This window comes from Mesorhizobium sp. M0208 (genome assembly GCF_040322015.1).
Lineage (GTDB): Bacteria > Pseudomonadota > Alphaproteobacteria > Rhizobiales > Rhizobiaceae > Mesorhizobium.
On record NZ_JAMYSP010000035.1, the window covers coordinates 22,299 to 42,515 of the forward strand.

Sequence of the window (20,217 nt, forward strand, 5' to 3'; positions counted from 1 at the left end):
GCGCTTTTGAACGCGCAAAGGACGCTCTAAAACATTTTGAATCAATGCGCCGTACCTTCCGAAATCGATTCTGATTTTCGGAAGGCACGATGCGGTGAAGCTGCCGACAATAACAAACGACAGCCGGATTGGATGCATCGACTTTGTGTTTCAGTCAGCACGATCTTTTGACGGCATCGTGATAGGAATCTAACGGCGTCCACCGCCTGAATGGAATTCCCCATGCGAAATCTTGCTCTGTTTGCCGTCTGCCTGCTTGCCCAGCTTGCAACTTTGGCCGCCGCCCACGCAGGCGATGTCGCCGAGCTTGAGATCCTCGGCTTCAGCCGCGATGGCGGGGTCTTTGCCTTCGAGGAATACGGCGTCCAGGACGGATCGGGATTCCCCTATGCAAACCGCTATTATATCGACACGGCCGACGACAGTTTCCTGAAGGGCTCGCCGATCCGTGTCCGGCTCGATGACGAGAATGCCGCGGTGGACGCGGCGCGGCTGCAGGCCCGGCAAAAGGGCGAAGCGATCGTCAGTCAAGCGGAACTGAAGGCAAATCGCGGCATCACCGCCGGCTTCAACCCGGTGACCGAGCTTTCTGCCGATCCCTTCCGCATGGTGGTCAATCCGCGCCCGATCTTTTCGCCGGTCGACGAGCCGCTCGAGTTCCGGCTCGACCAGATCGGCATGAATGACACCGAGCGCTGCCAGAGCCAGGGCGAGATCAATGGCTTTCGCCTGCTGCGCATCGAGGCGAGGGACGGCGGTCAGACGAGCATTATTCACGAGGACAAATCGATCCCGCAAAGCAGAGGCTGTCCGAATGGCTACCAGATCGGCGCGGTTCAGACATTTTCACTGGATAGCCTCAGCGCCTATGCCGTGCTGATCGCAGTGCGCCAATACGGGTTCGAAGGGCCGGACTATCGCTGGATCGCGGTAACCGGTCGCCTGTGACGTTCCCCGCCATGCGCTATCGCGCCCTGCATCGTCTCCGCCGCGCTCTGCCGTCGCTGCGCACGGCATTTGCCGGTGCCTTGCTGTGGGCCATGGCGATGGGCGGCAGCGCGCTGCTCAATCTGCTGCAGTACGATTGGGAGACCCCGGCAAAGATCCGCTTCGTCTCGCTGCTTTATGCAGCCGGCGGTGCGCTCGCTTTCCCGATTGGGCTGTTCCTGGCGCGGCTCGTCTCGCTCGGACGCCACTGGGAGATCGCCCTCGCCGCCGCCTTCGTCTGCCTTCTCGCAGCGACGATTGTCGTCACCGGCGGCCTCTTTGGGCTGCAATACCGCTCCTACTATGTCCAATGGCATGCGCCCGCGTTCACCATCACCTGGGTTTTCCAGTTCGTGTTCACGATGTTGACGGCACTCTACCAGTTCGTCGTCCTTGGCATCCGGCTGTATTTTCCGCTCGGTTTCATTGCGCTCGCTGTCGCCAGTGTCTGGTTTGCGCGCCAGCAACGTTGAGCATTTTGCCTGCCTCTGTTAGGACGCGGGCAAATGCTCTCGCAAGTCAGGACCGACTGATGATCCCTCGCTACTCCCGGCCGGAAATGGTGGCCATCTGGTCGCCCGAAACCCGGTTCCGCATCTGGTTCGAGATCGAGGCCTACGCCTGCGACGCATTGGCCGAGCTCGGCGTCATCCCGAAGGAGGCCGCCAAGACCATCTGGGAGAAAGGCGGGGCGGCGAAATTCGATGTCGAAGCCATCGACGAGATCGAGCGCGTCACCAAGCATGACGTCATCGCCTTTCTCACCCATCTTGCCGAATTCGTCGGGCCGGATGCCCGCTTCATCCACCAGGGCATGACATCCTCCGACGTTCTCGATACCTGTTTTGCCGTGCAGCTCACCCGTGCCAGCGACATCCTGCTGGCCGACATTGACGGGTTGCTTGCGGCGCTCAAGCGCCGCGCCTTCGAGCACAAGGACACGATCACAATCGGCCGCAGCCATGGCATCCATGCCGAGCCGACCACCTTCGGCGTCAAGCTGGCGCAGGCCTACGCCGAATTCTCGCGTTGCCGCGAGAGGCTGGTGCACGCACGCAAGGACATCGCCACCTGCGCCATCTCCGGTGCGGTCGGCACCTTTGCCAATATCGACCCATATGTCGAAGAATACGTGGCCAAGAAACTCGGACTGAAGCCGGAGCCGGTGTCGACGCAGGTGATCCCGCGCGACCGCCACGCGATGTTCTTCGCCACGCTCGGCGTGATCGCCTCGTCGATCGAGCGGCTGGCGATCGAGGTGCGCCATCTGCAGCGCACAGAGGTACTCGAAGCAGAAGAGTACTTTTCACCCGGCCAGAAGGGTTCGTCGGCGATGCCGCACAAGCGCAACCCGGTGCTGACCGAGAACCTAACCGGCCTTGCCCGCATGGTGCGCTCGTTCGCATTGCCGGCAATGGAGAATGTGGCGCTGTGGCACGAGCGCGACATCTCGCATTCCTCCGTCGAGCGCATGATCGGGCCCGACGCGACGGTGACGCTCGATTTCGCACTCTCACGGCTGACCAGCGTTGTCGACAAACTGCTCGTTTACCCCGACAACATGCTGAAGAACATGAACAAATTCCGTGGCCTTGTGCATTCGCAGCGCGTGCTGCTGGCGCTGACGCAAGCTGGCGTTTCGCGCGAGGACGCCTACCGGCTGGTGCAGCGCAACGCGATGAAGGTGTGGGAGCAAGGCGCTGATTTTCTTGAGGAACTTTTGGCCGACAAGGACGTTGTCGCAGCCTTGCCCGAGGCCGAGATCCGCGAGAAATTCGACTTGGGCTATCATACCAAGCACGTCGATACGATCTTTAGCCGAGTGTTTGGAGAGGCCTGATGATTTCGTCGGCCGGAGATTTCGATTTCCTTGCCCTGCCCGGGCGCGGCAACTCCGGGCCGGATCATTGGATGTCGCATTGGTGCCGGGTGTTCCCCAATTCGAGCCGCGTGCTGCAGGCCGAGTGGGACCGGCCTAAGCCTGGCGACTGGATCGGCCAGGTGGATGCCGCGGTGGCCGCCGCACCGCGCCGCGTCGTGCTACTTGCGCATTCGCTGGCGGTGGCGACGGCGGTGAAGTGGGCTGCCGGCGCCAGTCAAAGCCAACTCGACAAGGTCGCGGCGGCATTCCTGGTTGCCGCGACCAATGTCGAGGATACCGATCCCTCATTCGACGCGGTGCGCCCGTTCGCGCCGATGCCGCTGAAGCGCCTGCCCTTCCCGGCATTGGTGGTGGCGAGCCGTAGCGACCCGCGCGTCACTTTCGACAAGGCGACCGCTTTTGCTGCAGCCTGGGGCGCGGATATCGCCGATGCCGGCGATCTCGGCCATATGGGAAACGAGGCCGGCCTCGGCCTGTGGCCGGCGGGCCTGCTGATGCTTGGCCGCTTGCTTGAAAAGGCGAAGCTCTAACCGAACTACGCCTTGCCGGGAACGGTCCTGATCACCGTGCCCCACGGATCCTCGCGGGTCGTTGCATCAGCCACATTGTCCGAACGCATCTCGACCCAGGCCAAGCCGGAGCGGGCGGGATCGCGGCGGCCGGCACCCGCGCTCTGCCACGCATTTGCGCCAATGTGGTGATGGTAGCCGCCGGACGACAAGAATACCGCCGCGCCACCGTATTTTGCCACGGTGTCGAAACCGAACTCCTGATGCCACCATGCTTCGGCTTCTTCCGGCCGGCCGACCCGCAGATGGACGTGGCCGATAAAGCTGTTTTCCGGCGCGCCCTGCCAGCCGACGTCACCGGCCGGCACTTCGGCAATGACCGACGGAATGTTCAGCCGCTCCGTCGCCATCGCGATCTTGTCGCCATTCCATTTCCAATCCTGGGGGCGGCGGTCGGCATAGATCTCGATGCCGTTGCCTTCCGGGTCGGTAAGATAAAGCGCCTCGCTGACCAGATGATCGGACGCGCCCTCGATGCCAATCTTGCCCGCGATGGCGTGGTTGATCCAGCGGCCGAGATCGACCCGGCTAGGGAGCAGGAAGGCGGTGTGGAAAAGACCGGCGCTGCGCGGGTCATCGGGTTTCGCAGCCGGATCCGCTTCGATGTCGAGCAAAGGGCGATTGACTGCGCCGAGCGTAATCGTGCCGCCGGCGCGGCTCAGTTCCTGCAAACCGACGACTTTGCGATAGTAGGCAGCGAGATTTTCTGCATCGCGCGCCCGCAAGCCGACGCGGGCAACGCTGACCGGGGTCGTTGCGGCAAAAGGCAGTTCGCTCATCAAAGTGCTCCGTTCCGCCGGCGCTCGACAAGCTTCCAACGGAGGAACCCGGCGCCATCAATCATTCTACGCCGTGTCCGTGCCAAAATCTCGGAACAGCCATTCTTTCCTGGCGACAGATCGTCGATCGCTATCGTTCACACAAGAGCGCAAGAAGCGAACAAGGTGTTCACAATAGCGAGCAGACCGGGCTCATGAGAGGTGCGTTTGCATGTCGCTGTTGAGTTTATACCCGGTTGCACCCGACAGCGCCTCTCGCTACATGCGCGCCATGAAAGTCAGGGAAGCAGATATTCTCATCGTGCCGGGCTACACCAATTCCGGCCCCGATCATTGGCAGAGCCGCTGGCAGGCGAAACTATCGACAGCGCGCCGCGTCGAACAGACGGAATGGTCGAAGCCGGTGCGCGAGGATTGGACGGCCGGTGTCGCCAAGGCGGTTAACGAGGCGGAGCGGCCGGTCGTCATTGTCGCTCACTCGCTTGGCGTCGCCGCGGTCATCCAGGCATTGTCTCGGTTCGAGCGACCGGTCGCCGGCGCTTTCTTCGTGGCGCCGCCCGATGTCGCCAATCCAAAGATAAAGCCGAGGCACCTGATGACCTTCGGTCCCTATCCGCGCGATCCTCTGCCATTTCCGTCGGTGGTGATCGGCAGCCGCAACGACCCGTTCTGCGCCTTTGGCGTCGCCGAGGACATTGCCGCGGCCTGGGGCTCGCTGTTCATCGACGCCGGCGATGCCGGTCATCTCAACGCGGATTCCGGCTTCGGCCCCTGGCCCGAAGGTTCGATGACGTTCGCGAAATTCCTGACGGATCTCTAGGAAGCGATCGAATCCCTGACGCTGCTCAGCAGGGTCTTTGCCCCAAGCGAAATCAGAGAATGCTCCGAACCCATCGCCAGCAGCCGGTAACCCATCGACACCACACGACCGGCAATGGCCGGTTCCATCACATAGATCGCCGCATGCTTGCCGGCCTTGCGGGTGCGCTCGGCGATCGAGGCGACGGTCTCCATCATGCTCTCCAGCGTCGAACTGACGGTGGTCCCCTTCGACCAGGCGATCGAGAAATCCGACGGGCCGAGGAAGATGCCGTCGATACCCGGCGTGTCGAGAATGCCGTCGAGTGCAGCAAGCGCGGCGCGCGTTTCGACCATGGCGAACGCCATGGTGCGCTGGTTGCTGTCGCGCAGCCAGTCGGCATGATCGCCCTTGCCATGGCGCGGAAAGGCATAGGTGGGGCCCCAGGAGCGCTCGCCGAGCGGCGGGTATTTCATGGCGGCGGCAAACAGCCTTGCGTCCGCCACTGAATTCACCATCGGTGCAATCACAGCCTCGGCGCCGAAGTCGAGCGCGCGGCTGGCCATGTCGAAGCGGCCGACCGGGATGCGCACCAAAGCCGGCTTGTTGGCGGCCAGCACCGGCACAAGCCCGCGCAGCACGCTGTCCTCGTGATGGCCACCATGCTGCATGTCGAGCGTAACCGCGTCGAATCCTTGTCTGGCCAGTATCTCGACCGTCAAAGCATCCGGCACGCCTGACCATGCGGTGAACAGTGTCTCGTCGGCCGCAAGGCGTGACTTCAGGGACATTGGCGATTTCCTCTTTGGTTGCAACAATTCAGCCGGAAATGACCGCAAAGGCAAAGAAAAACCGCCCGGTTGGGCCGAGCGGTCGATTGGTCCAGCATTCGATCGGTATCGAGAAGGATCAGGTGTTCTTGATCTGCTCGATCGCCTGCGCCATCAATTCATCCATGGTGCGGCGGATCTGATGGTCCGACTGCTCAATGCCGGCCGCATCGAAATCCTTGCGTATCTTGCGGAAAACGTCGTGATCGCCGGCTTCCTCAATGTCGCTGACGACCACTTCCCTGGCATAAGCGTCGGCATCGGTGCCTGACTTGCCGAGCTTTTCGGCAGCCCACAGGCCGAGCGCTCTGTTGCGGCGTGCCGCGGCCTTGAACCGAAGTTCCTCGTCGAATGCGAATTTGCGCTCAAAGCCCTCTTCGCGGTCTTTCATGCTGCTCATGGCATCCCTCCGTGAAATCCGATTCGTCGTGCCAATATGTGTTGCCGGAGCACAAACCAAAAGGGCGCCGGCCGGTCAATATGCTACATTGGTTGCTGCGCTGCGGCATTTCGGTCCCCGAAAGCGGTTGATTGAAAGGATTTGCCGATTGAGCAAACAGTGCGATTGGGATAGACACCGGCATTGAACCCCACCGTCGCCATCTTATTTTAGGCAGACGGACAGGAACTGGTCGCTTGCCGCCTGCCCGCAAATCCAGAGAAAAATCAGATGAAAAATCGCCGCCGCATTTATGAAGGCAAGGCCAAGATCCTTTATGAGGGACCGGAGCCTGGCACGCTGATCCAGTTCTTCAAGGACGACGCTACCGCTTTCAACAAGAAGAAGCATGAAATCGTCGATGGCAAAGGCGTGCTCAACAACCGCATTTCCGAGCACATCTTCAATCATCTCAACCGGATGGGCATTCCGACCCACTTCATCCGCCGGCTCAACATGCGCGAGCAGCTGATCAAGGAAGTCGAGATCATTCCACTCGAAGTGGTGGTGCGCAACGTCGCCGCCGGCTCGCTGGCCAAGCGTCTCGGCATCGAGGAAGGCACCGTGCTGCCGCGCTCGATCATCGAATTCTATTACAAGGCCGATGCGCTCGACGATCCGATGGTCTCGGAAGAGCACATCACCGCCTTCGGCTGGGCGAGCCCGCAGGAGATCGACGATGTCATGGCGCTGGCCATTCGCGTCAACGACTTCCTTTCCGGACTGTTCATGGGCGTCGGCATCCAGCTCGTCGACTTCAAAATCGAATGCGGCCGCCTGTTCGAAGGCGATATGATGCGCATCGTCGTCGCCGACGAGATTTCGCCGGATTCCTGCCGGCTGTGGGATGTGGCGACGCAGGACAAGCTCGACAAGGATCGCTTCCGCCGCGACATGGGCGGGCTGGTCGAAGCCTATCAGGAAGTTGCCCGCCGCCTCGGCATCATGAACGAGAACGAACCGCCGCGTCCGGCCGGGCCGGTGCTGGTCGCATCGACCGACGGCGTCAAAGGCAAGCCGCACTGACGGCTTGCCCGCTCAACAGGTGAACAGGAGCATGTCCAGCGTGATCAAGGCCCGCATTACCGTAACCCTCAAGAACGGCGTGCTAGACCCACAAGGCAAGGCAATCGAGCATGCGCTGTCCGCAATGGGTTTCGGCGGCGTCGGCCAGGTGCGGCAAGGCAAGGTTTTCGATGTCGAGCTTGCCGAGGGCGACAGGGCCAAGGCCGAGGCCGATCTGAAAGCCATGTGCGACAAGCTTCTGGCGAATACGGTGATTGAGAATTACGCGGTGGAGATCGCCTGAGGTGAAATCAGCCGTCGTCCTGCTCCCCGGCCTCAATCGCGACCGCGACATGATCGCGGCGCTGACCAAGATTTCCGGCACGCCGCCGGTCACCGTCTGGCAGACGGACACCGAAATTCCCGATGTCGACCTGATCGCCATTCCCGGCGGCTTTTCCTTTGGCGATTATCTGCGCTGCGGCGCCATTGCCGCGCGCATGCCGGTAATGCGGGCTGTCGCCGAAAAGGCAGCCAAGGGCGTCACGGTCATCGGCGTCTGCAATGGCTTCCAGATCCTGGTCGAGGCCGGCCTGCTGCCGGGCGCTTTGATGCGCAACGCCTCGCTGAAATTCGTCTGCAGCCAGGTGAAGCTGCAGATCGCCAATGCCAACACGATGTTCACCCGCCGCTACCAGCCGGGCCAGATCATCCGCGCACCGGTAGCGCACCATGACGGCAATTATTTTGCCGACGCCGAAACTTTGGCCCGCCTCGAAGGCGAAGGCCAGGTGGTGTTCCGCTATGCCGAAGGCACCAATCCAAACGGCTCGATCAACGACATTGCCGGCATCGTCAACGGCCGCGGCAACGTGCTCGGCCTGATGCCGCATCCCGAAAATCTGATCGAAGCGGCGCATGGCGGCAGCGACGGCCGGGCGCTGTTCGAAGGCGCCTTGGGCATCGCCGCTTGATGCCTTCAATTTTCCTCCTGGAGCGACGGTCATGAAACTCTATTCGCGGCCGTTGTCGCCCTATTCGTCGATCGTGCGGGCGCTGGCCTACATCAAGAACGTGCCGCTCAAGGTCATTGCACCGCCGCCTGGGTTTCCCATCCCCGAGGCATTTCGTGCCATCTCGCCGCTGAACCGGATTCCGGTGCTGATCACCGGCTCGGGCGAAACGATCGTCGAATCGGTGGTGATTGCCGAATATCTGGAGGAGCGCTTTCCCGAGCCAGCGCTGCTGCCCAAGGATTCGAAGGACCGGGCACTGGTGCGCATGTTCGCTCGCATCACCGACCTTGACGTGCTCGCCCCCACCATGAAGCTGTTTGAGCTCTATTTCGTGCCGCAGCGCAACGAGGCCGAGATCAAGGCACAGTTCGCCCGATTGCATCACGGGCTTGCAGCAATCGAGGCCCGCATGGCGCATGGCCCGTTCGCGCTCGGCGACGACATCTCCTTCGCCGATGCGTGGCTGACGCCGACCCGCTTCGTCTTCAACAATTTTAGGGCGACGATCGGCCGCCCCGACCTGCTTGATGCCTATCCGAAATTCGATGCCTATGAGCAAATCGCCTTGCAGCACCCGGCGCTGTCGCGCGTCTGGGGTGAGATGACGGACGGTCTGAAGATCTTTCTGTCCGAACTCGAGATGGGCGCCGCTTGACCATGCGATCGACACTAGCCCGCCTCGCCCTCGCCGCTTCCGCCGGTCTTGTACTCGCCTCCTGCCAGTCAGGCCCGAAGAGCACGCCAGCGCCGGCGGGCAAGAGCGCGTCACTGCTTGCCATGGAGCAGGTGGCAATAGCTGCCCACAAATGCTGGATCGCCAGCAAGGACCCTGCGTTCAAATCCTATCAGATGGCCAACGAACTGAATTCGTTCAGCGGCACACCGCGCTTCCTGCTGGTGCCGGCCAAACACTATGGCGGAAAGCCGTTGCTGGTCGTGCAGGCGCAAGGCAATTCGAGCCGCGTCGACGTATTCGGCCCATTGATGGCGGAACCGCTCGGCGCCCGCATCGGCTCGGACATTACCCGCTGGCAGACGGGCAATCCGGCCTGTGGCGCTGCTGCCTAGCCCAATGGGTCGCTTGCTGCAGATCACCGGTCTGGTCGTCGGCCTGGCCGGGCTCGTCCTGCAGCTCTGCATCACCGTCCCGGCATCAATGGAAGCCGGCCGCGGCTTTGTCGGCTCGCTGGTCTTCTATTTCAGCTTCTTCACCATCCTGACCAATATCGGCGCGGTGCTCGTCCATGCCTCGTTGCTGTCGTCAACGGGTTATGCCTGGTTTCCGGCTTTTGCCGCCCCACGGATGCGGGCGGGCGTAGCCGTCGCCATAACGCTGGTTCTCATCGTTTATGCAACGGTCTTGGCGCGGCTTTGGCAGCCGCGAGGGCTGTTCCTGCTCTGCGATGTGCTCTTGCACTATGTGACGCCGGTGTTGTTCGTGCTGTGGTGGCTTGTGGCGGGCGCCGACGGCTCGACGCGGTGGCGTGACATCTCCTGGTGGATGATCTATCCGATCGCGTATCTGGCCTATGTACTGGCGCGGGCGCCAATATCGGGCGAAGTGCCCTACCCGTTCCTCAACGTCGCCAAGAACGGCGCGACCAGCGTCGCCGTCTCGGCCGTGGCCATCACGGGGCTTTTTCTCGTGCTATGTATTGTGGCGGTGCTTGTGGACCGCGGCGTCGCGCGGCTCAGGACGGCGAGCGTCCGCTGAAGCGCTCGAACGCATCAGTCCCAGAACAGCCTTAGACCTTCACGATGGGCATCGCAGCGCGAGATACCGATGTCCTTGAGCTGATCGTCGGTCATCTCGAGCAGGACCAGCCGACTGCGCCGGCGCTCCAGCAGACCATCGATCCATCGGACGAATGACGTGACCACTTGCACGATCCGGCGAACATAGGATCTCCGGCCCGACGAGCGGCTTCCGGTCAATTCAACTGCCGCGTAGCGGATTGTCTCTATTGTACCCATTGTCTTTCTGCCAAGATTGCAATTGTGCCTTTCGTGCGGCCCGCTTCATATGTATTGACTCCCATTTCGGTGCAATGTAAAAAATTGTCACCATGACAACTTGGCTTCCGGACCTGACCGCCCGCACCGGCCCGCTCTATCAGCGGCTTGCCGATTCCATCGAGACGGACATCGACCGCGGCCTGATCGGTGCAGGGGCAAAGCTGCCGCCGCAGCGCGATCTGGCATACGACATCGGCACGACCGTCGGCACGGTCGGCAGGGCCTATCAATTGCTGCGCGAGCGGGGACTGGTCAGCGGCGAGGTCGGCCGCGGAACCTATGTTATCGCTCAACAGTCGGAGAGCGCAAAGCCGGATTTCCTGGGGCCGGTCGAACAAGGCACACGCTATATGGATGCGCCCGGCGACAAGCTGCGCTTCGATAGCACGGCCGCACCGGATGTCGGCCAGGGTGCCATCGTCGCCGACGTGTTGACACGCACGGCGCAAGACCATCCGCATGAGATTTCAAGCTATACTCGTGATTTCCCGGACCGCTGGTTGGAAGCGGGGAGGCGCTGGTTGTCGCGCAATTCCTATCGCCCGGCGGCGGATGCAATCGTTCCCACGCTCGGCACCCACGCCGCGGTGATGGCAACCATTGCGGGACTCACCGCCCCCGGCGACTATGTCGTCTTCGAGCACCTCACCTATTCGCAGATCTCCCGCAGTGCCGGCCTGATCGGTCGCCGGACCGCGCTGGTGGCGGCTGACGACGAGGGCATAGATCCCCAGGATTTCGAGCGCGTCTGCGCACAAAAGCATCCGAAGATGATTTTTTTGATGCCGACGGCGAAGAACCCGACGCTGACAACGCTGTCGGCATCGCGCCGCGAAGCAATCGCGCATGTCGCCCGTCAATATAACGTCGTCCTGATCGAGGACGATCTCTATGGTGGACTGACCGATGACCCAACGCCTTTAATGGCCGAATATGCTCCCGAACGGACCATCGTTGCCGGCGGCCTGTCGAAATCGGTCGCGGCGGGTGTTCGCGGCGGTTGGCTCGCTTGCCCGCCGGCCTACCGTCACCGCATCCGGGTCGCCCATAAGATGATGACGGGCGGCCTGCCCTTTCTGCTGGCGGAGGTGGGCAGCCGGCTGGTGCTGTCCGGTCAGGCCGCCGAGATGCGCAAGCGCAGCATTGCCGAGATCGGTGCGCGCATCGCGATCGTGCGCGAGACACTCGACGGCTTCGACTTCAAGGCGCTGGACAATGTGCCGTTCGTCTGGCTCACTTTGCCCGACCCGTGGCTGTCCGGCACCTTCAAACAGGCTTGCCTCGAACATGGCGTGCTCATCGACGACGAGGATGAGTTCAAGGCAGGGCGTTCCGAACAGGCCTTTCATGGCGTGCGGTTTGGCATCTCGCAGCCGCGACAGCGGGACGATATCGCGCACGGCGTCGCGGTAATCCGGCGGCTTCTGGACGAAGGCCGCGCCGGCTACGACAGCTTTTCCTGAACCGGCTTGAAACCGGCGGGTCGAGTGGCGATCTTTCGCTACTTGCGGTCAGCTGTTGCTTTCCATCGTTTTAGTCATCCAACGGGGTGTATCGGCTGCATCGCTTGCGATAAGACGGGACTCGATCCCAAGGACACAATTGCCGATCATGACCATTTCCAATTCCGTGCCGATCACTCCTGAACTCATTGCCGCGCACGGGCTGAAGCCCGACGAGTACCAGCGCATCCTCGACCTAGTCGGGCGCGAACCGAGCTTTACCGAACTTGGTATTTTTTCGGCGATGTGGAACGAGCATTGTTCCTACAAATCCTCGAAGAAGTGGCTGCGCACGCTGCCGACCACCGGGCCGCAAGTCATCCAGGGCCCGGGCGAGAATGCCGGCGTGGTCGACATCGGCGACGGCGACTGCGTCGTCTTCAAGATGGAGAGCCATAACCACCCCTCCTATATCGAGCCTTATCAGGGAGCTGCGACCGGCGTCGGCGGCATCCTGCGCGATGTCTTCACCATGGGCGCGCGGCCGATCGCGGCGATGAACGCGCTGCGCTTCGGCGCGCCGGACCATCCCAAAACCAGGCACCTCGTTGCCGGTGTCGTTTCCGGCGTCGGCGGCTATGGCAATTCCTTCGGCGTGCCGACGGTCGGCGGCGAGGTCAATTTCGACGCCCGCTACAATGGCAACATCCTGGTCAATGCCTTTGCGGCGGGACTTGCCAAGACTGATGCGATCTTCCTGTCGGAAGCCAAGGGTGTTGGCCTGCCGGTGGTCTATCTCGGCGCCAAGACCGGGCGCGACGGTGTCGGCGGCGCCACCATGGCCTCGGCCGAGTTCGACGACAAGATCGACGAGAAGCGGCCCACCGTGCAGGTTGGCGATCCGTTCACCGAAAAATGCCTGCTCGAAGCCTGCCTCGAACTGATGGCGTCCGGCGCCGTTATCGCCATCCAGGACATGGGTGCCGCCGGCCTCACCTGCTCGGCGGTCGAGATGGGCGCCAAGGGCGACCTCGGCATCGAGCTCGATCTCGACAAGGTGCCGGTGCGTGAAGAGCGCATGAGCGCCTATGAGATGATGCTTTCGGAGAGCCAGGAGCGCATGCTGATGGTGCTGCGCCCCGAAAAGGAAAAACAGGCCGAGGCGATTTTCCACAAATGGGGCCTCGACTTTGCCATCGTCGGCAAGACTACCGACGATCTGCGCTTCCGCGTGCTGCACCAGGGCGACGAGGTCGCCAACCTGCCGATCAAGGATCTCGGCGATCAAGCGCCGGAATATGACCGTCCCTGGGTCGAGCCGAAGAAGCCGGCGCCGCTGGCCGGCGATGCACCGCAAGCCGACGTGGCCGAGGCACTGCTCAAGCTGCTGGGCGGACCGGACCTGTCCTCGCGCCGCTGGGTGTGGGAGCAGTACGACACGCTGATCCAGGGCAATTCGTTGCAGCTTCCCGGCGGCGACGCCGGTGTCGTGCGCGTCGACGGCCACCCGACCAAGGCGCTCGCCTTCTCCTCCGACGTGACGCCGCGCTATTGCGAAGCCGACCCTTACGAGGGCGGCAAGCAGGCGGTTGCCGAATGCTGGCGCAATCTTACCGCCACCGGTGCTCTGCCGCTCGCGGCCACCGACAACCTCAATTTCGGCAATCCGGAACGGCCGGAGATCATGGGTCAGTTGGTCGGCGCGGTGAAAGGTATTGGCGATGCCTGCAGGGCGCTCGGCTTCCCGATCGTCTCCGGCAACGTCTCGCTCTACAATGAGACCAACGGCCAAGGCATCCTGCCGACACCGACCATTGGCGGCGTCGGATTGATTGCCGACTGGTCGAAGATGGTACGGATCGGTTTTGCCGCCGAAGGCCAGATGATCGTGCTGGTCGGCGCGCCGAGCATGTGGGGAACGCATCTTGGCCAGTCGGTCTATATGCGCGACATTCATGGCCGCGCCGACGGCCCGCCGCCGCCGGTCGATCTCGGCCACGAGAAGCGGGTCGGCGACCATGTGCGGGCACTGATCGCCTCCGGTGTCGTTACCGCGGCGCATGACGTTTCCGATGGCGGCATCGCGGTGGCGCTGGCCGAGATGGCGATGGCCTCCGGCATCGGCGCGACCATCCCCGGCCTGATCGGCACAGATCCAATCCCGGTCTGGTTCGGCGAGGACCAGGGCCGCTATCTCTTGACGCTGTCGATCGACCCGCAGAGCGAGCAATGGGACGCCATTCGCGAACAGCAAAACAAGCTCGGCGTTTTTGCGCCGTGGATCGGCTCGACCGGCGGCAGCGAACTGAAGCTGGGCGAGGCGCGTGCGATACCGGTCAGCGAATTGACTGCCGCCCACGAATCCTGGTTCCCTCGCTTCATGGCAAATGAGGTCGTGGACCCGTGATGTGATCGAGTGGCCCCTTTCCCTGTGGTTCATCCGCCATTTCGACCATATCTATGAGATCACGACCTGAACAAGGAATCCTCACATGGCAATGGACGCCCACGACATCGAACGGCTGATCAAGGAAGGCATTCCGGACGCCAAGGTGACGATTCGCGACCTGGCCGGCGACGGCGACCATTATGCGGCTGAGGTTGTGGCCGAAAGCTTTCGCGGGAAAAGCCGCGTCCAGCAGCACCAGATGGTCTATGACGCGCTGAAGGGCAACATGGGCGGCGTGCTGCACGCGCTTGCCCTGCAGACCAGCGTGCCGGACTGAGCTCTCTTGCAGTTACCGGCTCGCAAGCTTCTTACCGGTCACGGCGATGATCGGCCCGGCTGGATAGTTTCCACCCACAATCATCCGCTCGCCGTTCGACAGCGCCGAAACGGCCCCGTCGAAGAAAAGCGCGCTGGGACAATCGAGCGCGTCTCGAAACAGTCGGGCGAAGCTGCCGAGGCTGACCTCAGAGCGCGAGATCGCCAGCACGACAGTGTTTTCGTCACGCACGCCGACGCCATTGCGGATATAGCGCGATGTGCCGTTTTGCTCGAAGCGGGGATGAAGCCGGCCGTCGATCACCAGCATCGGGCCGGATTGCGTGGCAAACATCACGTCCAGTCTGGTCGCAACATAGGCGCTTGTCTCGATGACCGCCGCCTTGCCATCCTTCCGGACCAGGAAGACGCCGTTCGGTTTCAGGAAGAAATTGCCTTCGCTGTCGGCGAGGTTGATCGGCGCCTTCTCCCGGCCGTCCTCGACGAGAAGGCCGACCGGAGTCAGGTCTTGGTGATACATGCCGGCGTTCATGGCGAGCAGCACCGGCCGGCCCTGATCCGCCATCGCCTTGTCGAATTTGTCCAGTGAACCGAAAGCCTTGCCGTCAATGCCTGCGTGGAACACACCGATGTCATAGCGGCGCAGATCGATTTCGCAGACGACATAGGCGACCGCCTCGAAGCTCGCGTCGCGGCACGGCGCCGGTAATCCACCGCCGACGACGAGAGGTGGCTGCCTCGGCGACTTGGCCCACCAGATCAAGGACAGTGCGGCGAACAGAACGGCGAGGACGACCCCGGCGAGATACCGTCTTTTCATCACGCCTCGGGACAAATGGTGGCCAACGGCTTGGCCCAAGATCAGACCTTCCTTTGCGCCATTTGCATGGCAAGGCGGCAAACATCTTGTTTCGCGCAACCCATGGGTTTATTTGAAGGGTAATGTTCGAGCCTGACTCCCACAGGCATGAAAGGGTATTCCATGAGCGGCATCAACGATTACATTGACAATGAGGTGAAGGGCAACGACGTCGTTCTCTTCATGAAGGGCACCCCCGGCTTTCCGCAATGCGGATTTTCCGGCCAGGTCGTGCAGATCCTCGACTATATCGGCGCCGACTATAAGGGCGTCGACGTGCTGACGTCGGCCGAACTGCGGCAAGGCATCAAGGACTACTCCAACTGGCCAACCATCCCGCAGCTCTACGTCAAGGGCGAGTTCGTCGGCGGCTGCGACATCATCCGCGAGATGTTCCAGGCGGGCGAATTGCAGACCTTCCTCGTCGAAAAAGGCGTCAGCGTCAAAGGCGCCGCCTGACTTCTGTTTCTGCGTATGACCTTCCGACTGCGATTTTCGGGGGTCAAGCGATAAGCGCCGGGGCAGCCCCCACCTTGGCAAAAGTTCTGCCCGACATCGGGGCAATCAACGAATGGATGCGTCGGCCAGCCGGCGCATTTTCGTTGAGGATCGGACTGGCCGTGGATCAGCAAGCACAAGCGCAGCAAAAGGCAAGCACCTTGCCCATTCCGCGCTGGGAATTCATTGCGCTGTGCGCGGCGCTGATGGCGCTCAATTCGCTGGCCATCGACATTATTTTGCCGGCGCTGCAGCAGATCGGCGCTTCGCTTGGCGTCGAAAATGAAAACCACCGGCAATATGTGGTCACCGCCTATATCCTTGGCTTTGGGGGCGGACAGCTGTTCTTCGGGCCGATCTCGGACCGTTTCGGGCGCCGCGCGCCTCTTGTCGCAGGGCTGGTGATCTACGTCGTCGCGGCCGGCGCTGCGGCAATCGCCCCGTCATTCGCCACGCTTCTGCTATGCCGGGCCGTGCAAGGCATCGGCGCGGCGGCGACGCGCGTCATTGCCGTCTCGATCGTGCGCGATACGTTCGACGGAAGGCGCATGGCCGAAGTCATGTCCTTGATCTTCATGGTGTTCATGGCCATTCCGGTGGTCGCGCCCGGTATCGGCCAGTTCATCATGCTGTTTGCGACCTGGCATGTGATCTTCGTCACCATGGCAGCCGGCGCGCTGATCGTGTCCGCCTGGTCGCTGCTGCGCCTGGCCGAGACATTACATCCCGAATATCGCCGGCCGCTGACGCTGTCCTCTATCATCGGCGGCTTCCGCATCGTTCTCACCAACCGCATCGCGCTCTGCTACGCCTTCGCCAGCACCTTCATCTTCGGCGCCATGTTCGGCTTCATCGCCTCGGCCCAGCAGATCTATGTCAGCGTGTTCAATGTCGGTGAGATGTTCCCGGTCATCTTCGCGGGGGTTGCCGGCGTGCTTGCGTTTTCGAACTACCTCAATTCGCGCCTCGTCGGCCGTATCGGCATGCGCCGCCTGTCGCAAAGCGCGCTGCTGCTGTTTCTGGCAATCAGCCTTGCCTGGCTGGTCGTTTCCATCGAAATGAAGATGCCGCTATGGCTCTTCATTGCCTTCTTTGCCTGCGCCATGGTCCCGTTCGGCGCGCTCGGCGCGAACTTCAACGCGCTCGCTATGGAGCCGCTGGGGCACCTGGCCGGCACTGCGTCGTCGATCCTTGGGTTCATGCAGACATTTCTTGGCGGCATTCTCGGCACGCTAATCGGCCAAGCCTTCAACGGCACGGTGACGCCGCTGGCCGCCGGGTTCTGCAGCGTGTCGGTGGCGGCGCTGCTGATGATCCTGCTGGCCGAGCGCGGCAGACTATTCCAGCCGCATAACCCGCCGGTTTAATACACATTGCGCGTGCGCCTATGATGCACCCTCACTGACCGCGGTGAAGCGAGGGAACAGCGTACGTCCTGCGATTGCTCCACCCATACTGTCGGAAACGGGCAGTGGAAGAGCCTTGTCGAGCGCCTCGAGGACGGAAGCCACAAAGGCCCGGTTGAGCGGACCATCGTCCCCTAGATGGGAGAAAGTGGCGCGCGGCTTGCCAATAAGCGTGCCGTTTCGGCGAATTGAGAACTGCAGCGTCAGGGTCATGCCCGCGGTTCCGGGCGGCGGCTTCCAACAGGCGAAGATTGCGGAGAACATCTCGTCTATGGTGTCGACGGAGTCGGGACTGCGACATGCGCGTTCCCCAGCTCTTGCTTCATTGACACCGGCAACCAAGGCAAGGGCAAAGGCCGTTGCAACAATTGCGGACCGAGGTTTCATTCGAGATCTCCGGTTTCGCACAAGATTGGACACCTTTGGCAGCGAAGAGCTATTCCGCCCAGAGCTCGCGGCGCAGCTCCCGCCAGCTCTCACGGTCCGGCGCGACCAGCAAGCCACCCCCGACATGCGACGGCAGATAGGCGCTGCCGTCGAAGCGCGCGGCATGGCCGCCGGCCTCCGCATGGATCAGCACGCCGGCCAAGTGGTCCCAAGGCATCAGCTTGTTGTAGACGACGAAATGGCCGTGGCCGCTGGCCAGCAGGCGGTATTCGTGGGCGGCGCAGCGATAATTGAACTGCGATAGCGACTTAGTCTGGTTGCGCGCCAAACGTGAGCGGTCCGGCTCGGGCACATAGTGCCATGAGACCGCACCGGTCATTTCCGACATCGGCGCCGGTTTGGCGACATGGACCTTTTCCAGATTGCCATGGGCATGGCGGATATGGCTGCCGGCGCCACTAACGCCGATCAGCCAATCCTTGCCGACGGGGTCGTGAATGATGCCGGCGACCGTCTTGCCCTTGACCACGACGCCAAGCATGACGCCGAACAGCGGCACGCCGGAGGCGAAGTTGAAAGTGCCGTCGACCGGGTCGATGACGAAGGCGAGTTCGGCATCGCCGAGACCGTCGAGCAGCGTCGGGTCGTCGGAGCAGGCCTCCTCGCCGACGATCATTGCGTGGGGATAACGCTGGCGCAGGCTGGCGGTGATGAGCCGTTCGGCATTGACGTCGGCCTCGGTGACGAGATCGGCGGCCGAGGTCTTGCGACGGACGTCGCCCTCGCTCAAACGGCGAAAGCGCGGCATGATCTCGGCGACGGCGGCTTCCGACAGAAGGTCGGCAAGCCAGTCGATCGCGCTATCTTCAAATGTCATCGGGACGCCTAGTGGTGAGGGTTTCGTTGAGGGCGGCGAAATCGAACAGTTTCCTGTCGAGCAGATGCGAACGCCGCACATTGGTCATGGCGCGGATCATCGTGTCCTTGCGGCCGGGCATGCGCTTCTCGATGTCGTCGAGCATCGCCTTCATGGCGTTGCGCTGCAGACCTTCCTGGCTACCGCACAGATCGCACGGAATGATCGGGAATTTCATGGCGCCGGCGAATTTCTCGAGATCGGCTTCCGCACAATAGGCGAGCGGCCGCAGCACCATGACATCGCCTTCGTCATTGAGCAGCTTCGGCGGCATGGCGGCCAGGCGCCCGCCATGGAACAGGTTCATGAAGAAGGTTTCCAGTATGTCCTCGCGGTGGTGGCCGAGCACCAGCGCCGAGCAGCCCTCCTCGCGGGCAATGCGATAGAGATGGCCGCGCCGCAGCCGCGAGCACAGCGAGCAATAAGTGCTGCCCTCGGCCAGCTTGTCGGTGACCACCGAATAGGTGTCCTGATATTCGATGCGATGCGGAATGGCATAGCTGTCGAGATAATCGGGCAATATGTGCTTGGGAAAGTTCGGCTGGCCCTGGTCGAGATTGCAGGCCAACAGCTCGACCGGCAGCAGCCCGCGCCATTTGAGATCAAGCAGCACGGCAAGCAAGCCGTAGGAATCCTTGCCGCCCGACAGAGCGATCAGCCAACGGTCGCCGGGTCTCACCATGGCGAAATCGTCGATCGCCTGGCGGGCAAGCCGCAACAGCCGCTTGCGCAGCTTGTTGAACTCGACGGAGGACGGCACATCGGCAAACAGCGGATGAAAGCCGCCTTCGGCCTCGGCGATCGGGTCAAGCGTTTTGGCGTCTGGCTGCATGTTCACGGCGCGTCGGCCCTAAAGTCCTGTTGCCGCCCGCAGTAGCGCATCGGATCGAAAATCGAAATCGATTTCCGACTCACGTCCCTGAAAAGGACGAAGAAAGAAAAGGCCGCCTGGAGGGGCGGCCTTCGGTTTTGTCGTGACGAACGCGCCGATCAGCGCGAATAGAATTCGACGACCAGATTCGGTTCCATCTGCACGGCAAACGGAACGTCCGCCAAGCCGGGGATGCGCGTGAAAGTCGCGGTCATCTTGTTGTGGTCGGCCTCGATGTAATCGGGCACGTCGCGCTCGGCCAGGCCCACCGATTCCAGCACGATGACCAGCTGCTTCGACTTCTCGCGCACTTCGATGACATCGCCCGGCTTGCAACGGTACGAGCCGATGTTGACGCGCTTGCCATTGACGTTGATGTGGCCGTGATTGACGAACTGGCGCGCCGCAAAGATGGTCGGCACGAATTTGGAGCGGTAGACGACGGCGTCGAGGCGCGATTCGAGCAAGCCGATCAGGTTCTCCGAGGTGTCGCCCTTGCGGCGGTCCGCCTCTTCATAGACCTTGCGGAACTGCTTCTCCGAAACGTCGCCATAGTGGCCCTTCAGCTTCTGCTTGGCGCGCAGCTGCAGGCCGAAATCGGAAAGCTTGCCCTTGCGGCGCTGGCCATGCTGGCCGGGGCCGTATTCACGCTTGTTGACCGGGGACTTCGGGCGGCCCCAGATGTTTTCGCCAAGACGGCGGTCGATCTTGTACTTCGCGGATTCGCGCTTGCTCATCGCATTCCCTTTCAAAACAACACACCCGGAACCTTATGGTCCGGGTGAAGGAAA

The 20,217-nt window shown here is 62.1% G+C and carries 25 protein-coding genes; 16 read left to right on the top strand and 9 right to left on the bottom strand.

Annotation, left to right across the window (positions count from 1 at the left end):
• Nucleotides 1–222: 222 nt before the first annotated feature.
• Genes NKJ17_RS26485 through NKJ17_RS26500 form a run of 4 tightly spaced genes read left to right on the top strand, consistent with a single transcriptional unit; the run spans nt 223 to nt 3,399 of the window.
• On the top strand, nt 223–948 hold the full coding sequence (locus NKJ17_RS26485; RefSeq protein ID WP_352506417.1) for a DUF2259 domain-containing protein: 726 nt from the start codon (nt 223–225) through the stop codon (nt 946–948).
• Between the two features lie 11 nt (nt 949–959).
• The gene (locus NKJ17_RS26490; RefSeq protein ID WP_352690847.1) at nt 960–1,460 is read left to right on the top strand and encodes a hypothetical protein; all 501 of its coding nucleotides are present in this window, start codon (nt 960–962) and stop codon (nt 1,458–1,460) included.
• 59 nt (nt 1,461–1,519) lie between these two features.
• The gene (gene purB / locus NKJ17_RS26495) at nt 1,520–2,827 is read left to right on the top strand and encodes an adenylosuccinate lyase (protein ID WP_352506419.1); all 1,308 of its coding nucleotides are present in this window, start codon (nt 1,520–1,522) and stop codon (nt 2,825–2,827) included.
• Nucleotides 2,827–3,399: an RBBP9/YdeN family alpha/beta hydrolase gene (locus tag NKJ17_RS26500; RefSeq protein WP_352506420.1), complete on the top strand. Its 573-nt coding sequence runs from the start codon at nt 2,827–2,829 to the stop codon at nt 3,397–3,399. Before purB ends, NKJ17_RS26500 begins: the two co-directional genes overlap by 1 nt.
• A gap of 5 nt (nt 3,400–3,404) precedes the next feature.
• Here NKJ17_RS26500 and NKJ17_RS26505 read toward each other — a convergent pair whose 3' ends face one another.
• Nucleotides 3,405–4,217, bottom strand: a complete 813-nt coding sequence (locus NKJ17_RS26505) for a VOC family protein (protein WP_352506421.1) — start codon at nt 4,215–4,217, stop codon at nt 3,405–3,407.
• A 271-nt stretch (nt 4,218–4,488) separates the two neighbouring features.
• On the opposite strand from NKJ17_RS26505, the gene NKJ17_RS26510 reads away from it, so the two are divergent.
• Nucleotides 4,489–5,037: an RBBP9/YdeN family alpha/beta hydrolase gene (locus NKJ17_RS26510; RefSeq protein ID WP_352506566.1), complete on the top strand. Its 549-nt coding sequence runs from the start codon at nt 4,489–4,491 to the stop codon at nt 5,035–5,037.
• Here NKJ17_RS26510 and NKJ17_RS26515 read toward each other — a convergent pair.
• Nucleotides 5,034–5,807, bottom strand: a complete 774-nt coding sequence (locus NKJ17_RS26515; protein ID WP_352506422.1) for an HpcH/HpaI aldolase family protein — start codon at nt 5,805–5,807, stop codon at nt 5,034–5,036. The two genes, NKJ17_RS26510 and NKJ17_RS26515, sit on opposite strands and share 4 nt — an antisense overlap.
• Nucleotides 5,808–5,925: 118 nt before the next feature.
• Nucleotides 5,926–6,246 (bottom strand): DUF1476 domain-containing protein, encoded by a 321-nt coding sequence (locus tag NKJ17_RS26520; protein WP_352506423.1) that lies wholly within the window; start codon nt 6,244–6,246, stop codon nt 5,926–5,928.
• Nucleotides 6,247–6,516: 270 nt separating this feature from the next.
• Between NKJ17_RS26520 and purC the strand changes: the two genes are divergently transcribed.
• The 6 genes from purC to NKJ17_RS26550 are packed head-to-tail and all read left to right on the top strand — an operon-like array spanning nt 6,517 to nt 10,020.
• Nucleotides 6,517–7,311: a phosphoribosylaminoimidazolesuccinocarboxamide synthase gene (purC, locus tag NKJ17_RS26525; protein ID WP_023674725.1), complete on the top strand. Its 795-nt coding sequence runs from the start codon at nt 6,517–6,519 to the stop codon at nt 7,309–7,311.
• Between the two features lie 40 nt (nt 7,312–7,351).
• The gene (gene purS, locus NKJ17_RS26530) at nt 7,352–7,594 is read left to right on the top strand and encodes a phosphoribosylformylglycinamidine synthase subunit PurS (protein WP_352477508.1); all 243 of its coding nucleotides are present in this window, start codon (nt 7,352–7,354) and stop codon (nt 7,592–7,594) included.
• A gap of 1 nt (nt 7,595) precedes the next feature.
• Nucleotides 7,596–8,264 (top strand): phosphoribosylformylglycinamidine synthase subunit PurQ, encoded by a 669-nt coding sequence (gene purQ / locus NKJ17_RS26535; protein ID WP_352506424.1) that lies wholly within the window; start codon nt 7,596–7,598, stop codon nt 8,262–8,264.
• Between the two features lie 31 nt (nt 8,265–8,295).
• Nucleotides 8,296–8,961 carry a glutathione S-transferase family protein gene (locus tag NKJ17_RS26540; protein WP_352477367.1) on the top strand — a complete coding sequence of 222 codons (666 nt, stop codon included), beginning with the start codon at nt 8,296–8,298 and terminating at the stop codon, nt 8,959–8,961.
• 2 nt (nt 8,962–8,963) lie between these two features.
• Nucleotides 8,964–9,374, top strand: coding sequence for a hypothetical protein (locus NKJ17_RS26545; protein ID WP_352506425.1), 411 nt, complete (start codon nt 8,964–8,966; stop codon nt 9,372–9,374).
• A 4-nt stretch (nt 9,375–9,378) separates the two neighbouring features.
• On the top strand, nt 9,379–10,020 hold the full coding sequence (locus NKJ17_RS26550) for a Pr6Pr family membrane protein (RefSeq protein WP_352506426.1): 642 nt from the start codon (nt 9,379–9,381) through the stop codon (nt 10,018–10,020).
• Nucleotides 10,021–10,034: 14 nt separating this feature from the next.
• Here NKJ17_RS26550 and NKJ17_RS26555 read toward each other — a convergent pair whose 3' ends face one another.
• Complete coding sequence (locus tag NKJ17_RS26555) at nt 10,035–10,280, bottom strand: DUF1127 domain-containing protein (protein ID WP_352506427.1); 246 nt, start codon at nt 10,278–10,280, stop codon at nt 10,035–10,037.
• 92 nt (nt 10,281–10,372) lie between these two features.
• On the opposite strand from NKJ17_RS26555, the gene NKJ17_RS26560 reads away from it, so the two are divergent.
• From NKJ17_RS26560 to NKJ17_RS26570, 3 genes are all read left to right on the top strand, one after another.
• On the top strand, nt 10,373–11,785 hold the full coding sequence (locus tag NKJ17_RS26560) for an aminotransferase-like domain-containing protein (protein ID WP_352506428.1): 1,413 nt from the start codon (nt 10,373–10,375) through the stop codon (nt 11,783–11,785).
• 148 nt (nt 11,786–11,933) lie between these two features.
• Nucleotides 11,934–14,171: a phosphoribosylformylglycinamidine synthase subunit PurL gene (gene purL / locus NKJ17_RS26565; RefSeq protein ID WP_352506429.1), complete on the top strand. Its 2,238-nt coding sequence runs from the start codon at nt 11,934–11,936 to the stop codon at nt 14,169–14,171.
• Between the two features lie 85 nt (nt 14,172–14,256).
• On the top strand, nt 14,257–14,490 hold the full coding sequence (locus tag NKJ17_RS26570; RefSeq protein ID WP_023674714.1) for a BolA/IbaG family iron-sulfur metabolism protein: 234 nt from the start codon (nt 14,257–14,259) through the stop codon (nt 14,488–14,490).
• A gap of 12 nt (nt 14,491–14,502) precedes the next feature.
• On the opposite strand, the gene NKJ17_RS26575 is transcribed toward NKJ17_RS26570, so the two are convergent.
• Nucleotides 14,503–15,309: a phosphodiester glycosidase family protein gene (locus NKJ17_RS26575; protein ID WP_352477360.1), complete on the bottom strand. Its 807-nt coding sequence runs from the start codon at nt 15,307–15,309 to the stop codon at nt 14,503–14,505.
• 162 nt (nt 15,310–15,471) lie between these two features.
• On the opposite strand from NKJ17_RS26575, the gene grxD reads away from it, so the two are divergent.
• Together grxD and NKJ17_RS26585 are read left to right on the top strand one after the other, a co-directional pair.
• Entirely contained in the window at nt 15,472–15,807 is a 336-nt protein-coding gene (gene grxD / locus NKJ17_RS26580) for a Grx4 family monothiol glutaredoxin (protein WP_023674712.1), read from the top strand.
• Nucleotides 15,808–16,013: 206 nt separating this feature from the next.
• Nucleotides 16,014–17,213 (top strand): multidrug effflux MFS transporter, encoded by a 1,200-nt coding sequence (locus NKJ17_RS26585; protein ID WP_352690868.1) that lies wholly within the window; start codon nt 16,014–16,016, stop codon nt 17,211–17,213.
• Nucleotides 17,214–17,231: 18 nt separating this feature from the next.
• Here NKJ17_RS26585 and NKJ17_RS34125 read toward each other — a convergent pair whose 3' ends face one another.
• The 4 genes from NKJ17_RS34125 to rpsD all read right to left on the bottom strand — a co-directional run bounded on the left by NKJ17_RS34125 (nt 17,232) and on the right by rpsD (nt 20,163).
• Nucleotides 17,232–17,804, bottom strand: a complete 573-nt coding sequence (locus NKJ17_RS34125) for a UCP034077 family protein (protein ID WP_502906571.1) — start codon at nt 17,802–17,804, stop codon at nt 17,232–17,234.
• The gene (locus NKJ17_RS26595; RefSeq protein WP_352506431.1) at nt 17,689–18,516 is read right to left on the bottom strand and encodes an inositol monophosphatase family protein; all 828 of its coding nucleotides are present in this window, start codon (nt 18,514–18,516) and stop codon (nt 17,689–17,691) included. Before NKJ17_RS26595 ends, NKJ17_RS34125 begins: the two co-directional genes overlap by 116 nt.
• Entirely contained in the window at nt 18,506–19,387 is an 882-nt protein-coding gene (ttcA, locus tag NKJ17_RS26600; RefSeq protein WP_352506567.1) for a tRNA 2-thiocytidine(32) synthetase TtcA, read from the bottom strand. The genes NKJ17_RS26595 and ttcA overlap by 11 nt, the downstream gene beginning before the upstream one ends.
• 158 nt (nt 19,388–19,545) lie before the next feature.
• On the bottom strand, nt 19,546–20,163 hold the full coding sequence (gene rpsD / locus NKJ17_RS26605; RefSeq protein ID WP_352506432.1) for a 30S ribosomal protein S4: 618 nt from the start codon (nt 20,161–20,163) through the stop codon (nt 19,546–19,548).
• Between the last annotated feature and the right edge of the window lie 54 nt (nt 20,164–20,217).

Bases quoted from the DNA above. Each gene is read 5' to 3' on its own strand.
- NKJ17_RS26570 (WP_023674714.1), top strand. From the start codon at position 14,257: ATGGCAATGGACGCCCACGACATCGAACGGCTGATCAAGGAAGGCATT.
- NKJ17_RS26485 (WP_352506417.1), top strand. From the start codon at position 223: ATGCGAAATCTTGCTCTGTTTGCCGTCTGCCTGCTTGCCCAGCTTGCA.
- NKJ17_RS26555 (WP_352506427.1), bottom strand. From the start codon at position 10,280: ATGGGTACAATAGAGACAATCCGCTACGCGGCAGTTGAATTGACCGGA.
- NKJ17_RS26540 (WP_352477367.1), top strand. From the start codon at position 8,296: ATGAAACTCTATTCGCGGCCGTTGTCGCCCTATTCGTCGATCGTGCGG.
- NKJ17_RS26545 (WP_352506425.1), top strand. From the start codon at position 8,964: ATGCGATCGACACTAGCCCGCCTCGCCCTCGCCGCTTCCGCCGGTCTT.
- grxD (WP_023674712.1), top strand. From the start codon at position 15,472: ATGAGCGGCATCAACGATTACATTGACAATGAGGTGAAGGGCAACGAC.
- NKJ17_RS26510 (WP_352506566.1), top strand. From the start codon at position 4,489: ATGAAAGTCAGGGAAGCAGATATTCTCATCGTGCCGGGCTACACCAAT.
- NKJ17_RS26560 (WP_352506428.1), top strand. From the start codon at position 10,373: ATGACAACTTGGCTTCCGGACCTGACCGCCCGCACCGGCCCGCTCTAT.
- ttcA (WP_352506567.1), bottom strand. From the start codon at position 19,387: ATGCAGCCAGACGCCAAAACGCTTGACCCGATCGCCGAGGCCGAAGGC.
- NKJ17_RS34125 (WP_502906571.1), bottom strand. From the start codon at position 17,804: ATGCCGCGCGCTTCGACGGCAGCGCCTATCTGCCGTCGCATGTCGGGG.
- NKJ17_RS26490 (WP_352690847.1), top strand. From the start codon at position 960: ATGCGCTATCGCGCCCTGCATCGTCTCCGCCGCGCTCTGCCGTCGCTG.
- rpsD (WP_352506432.1), bottom strand. From the start codon at position 20,163: ATGAGCAAGCGCGAATCCGCGAAGTACAAGATCGACCGCCGTCTTGGC.
- NKJ17_RS26505 (WP_352506421.1), bottom strand. From the start codon at position 4,217: ATGAGCGAACTGCCTTTTGCCGCAACGACCCCGGTCAGCGTTGCCCGC.
- NKJ17_RS26515 (WP_352506422.1), bottom strand. From the start codon at position 5,807: ATGTCCCTGAAGTCACGCCTTGCGGCCGACGAGACACTGTTCACCGCA.
- NKJ17_RS26520 (WP_352506423.1), bottom strand. From the start codon at position 6,246: ATGAGCAGCATGAAAGACCGCGAAGAGGGCTTTGAGCGCAAATTCGCA.
- NKJ17_RS26500 (WP_352506420.1), top strand. From the start codon at position 2,827: ATGATTTCGTCGGCCGGAGATTTCGATTTCCTTGCCCTGCCCGGGCGC.
- NKJ17_RS26595 (WP_352506431.1), bottom strand. From the start codon at position 18,516: ATGACATTTGAAGATAGCGCGATCGACTGGCTTGCCGACCTTCTGTCG.
- purC (WP_023674725.1), top strand. From the start codon at position 6,517: ATGAAAAATCGCCGCCGCATTTATGAAGGCAAGGCCAAGATCCTTTAT.
- NKJ17_RS26575 (WP_352477360.1), bottom strand. From the start codon at position 15,309: ATGAAAAGACGGTATCTCGCCGGGGTCGTCCTCGCCGTTCTGTTCGCC.
- purB (WP_352506419.1), top strand. From the start codon at position 1,520: ATGATCCCTCGCTACTCCCGGCCGGAAATGGTGGCCATCTGGTCGCCC.
- purL (WP_352506429.1), top strand. From the start codon at position 11,934: ATGACCATTTCCAATTCCGTGCCGATCACTCCTGAACTCATTGCCGCG.
- NKJ17_RS26550 (WP_352506426.1), top strand. From the start codon at position 9,379: ATGGGTCGCTTGCTGCAGATCACCGGTCTGGTCGTCGGCCTGGCCGGG.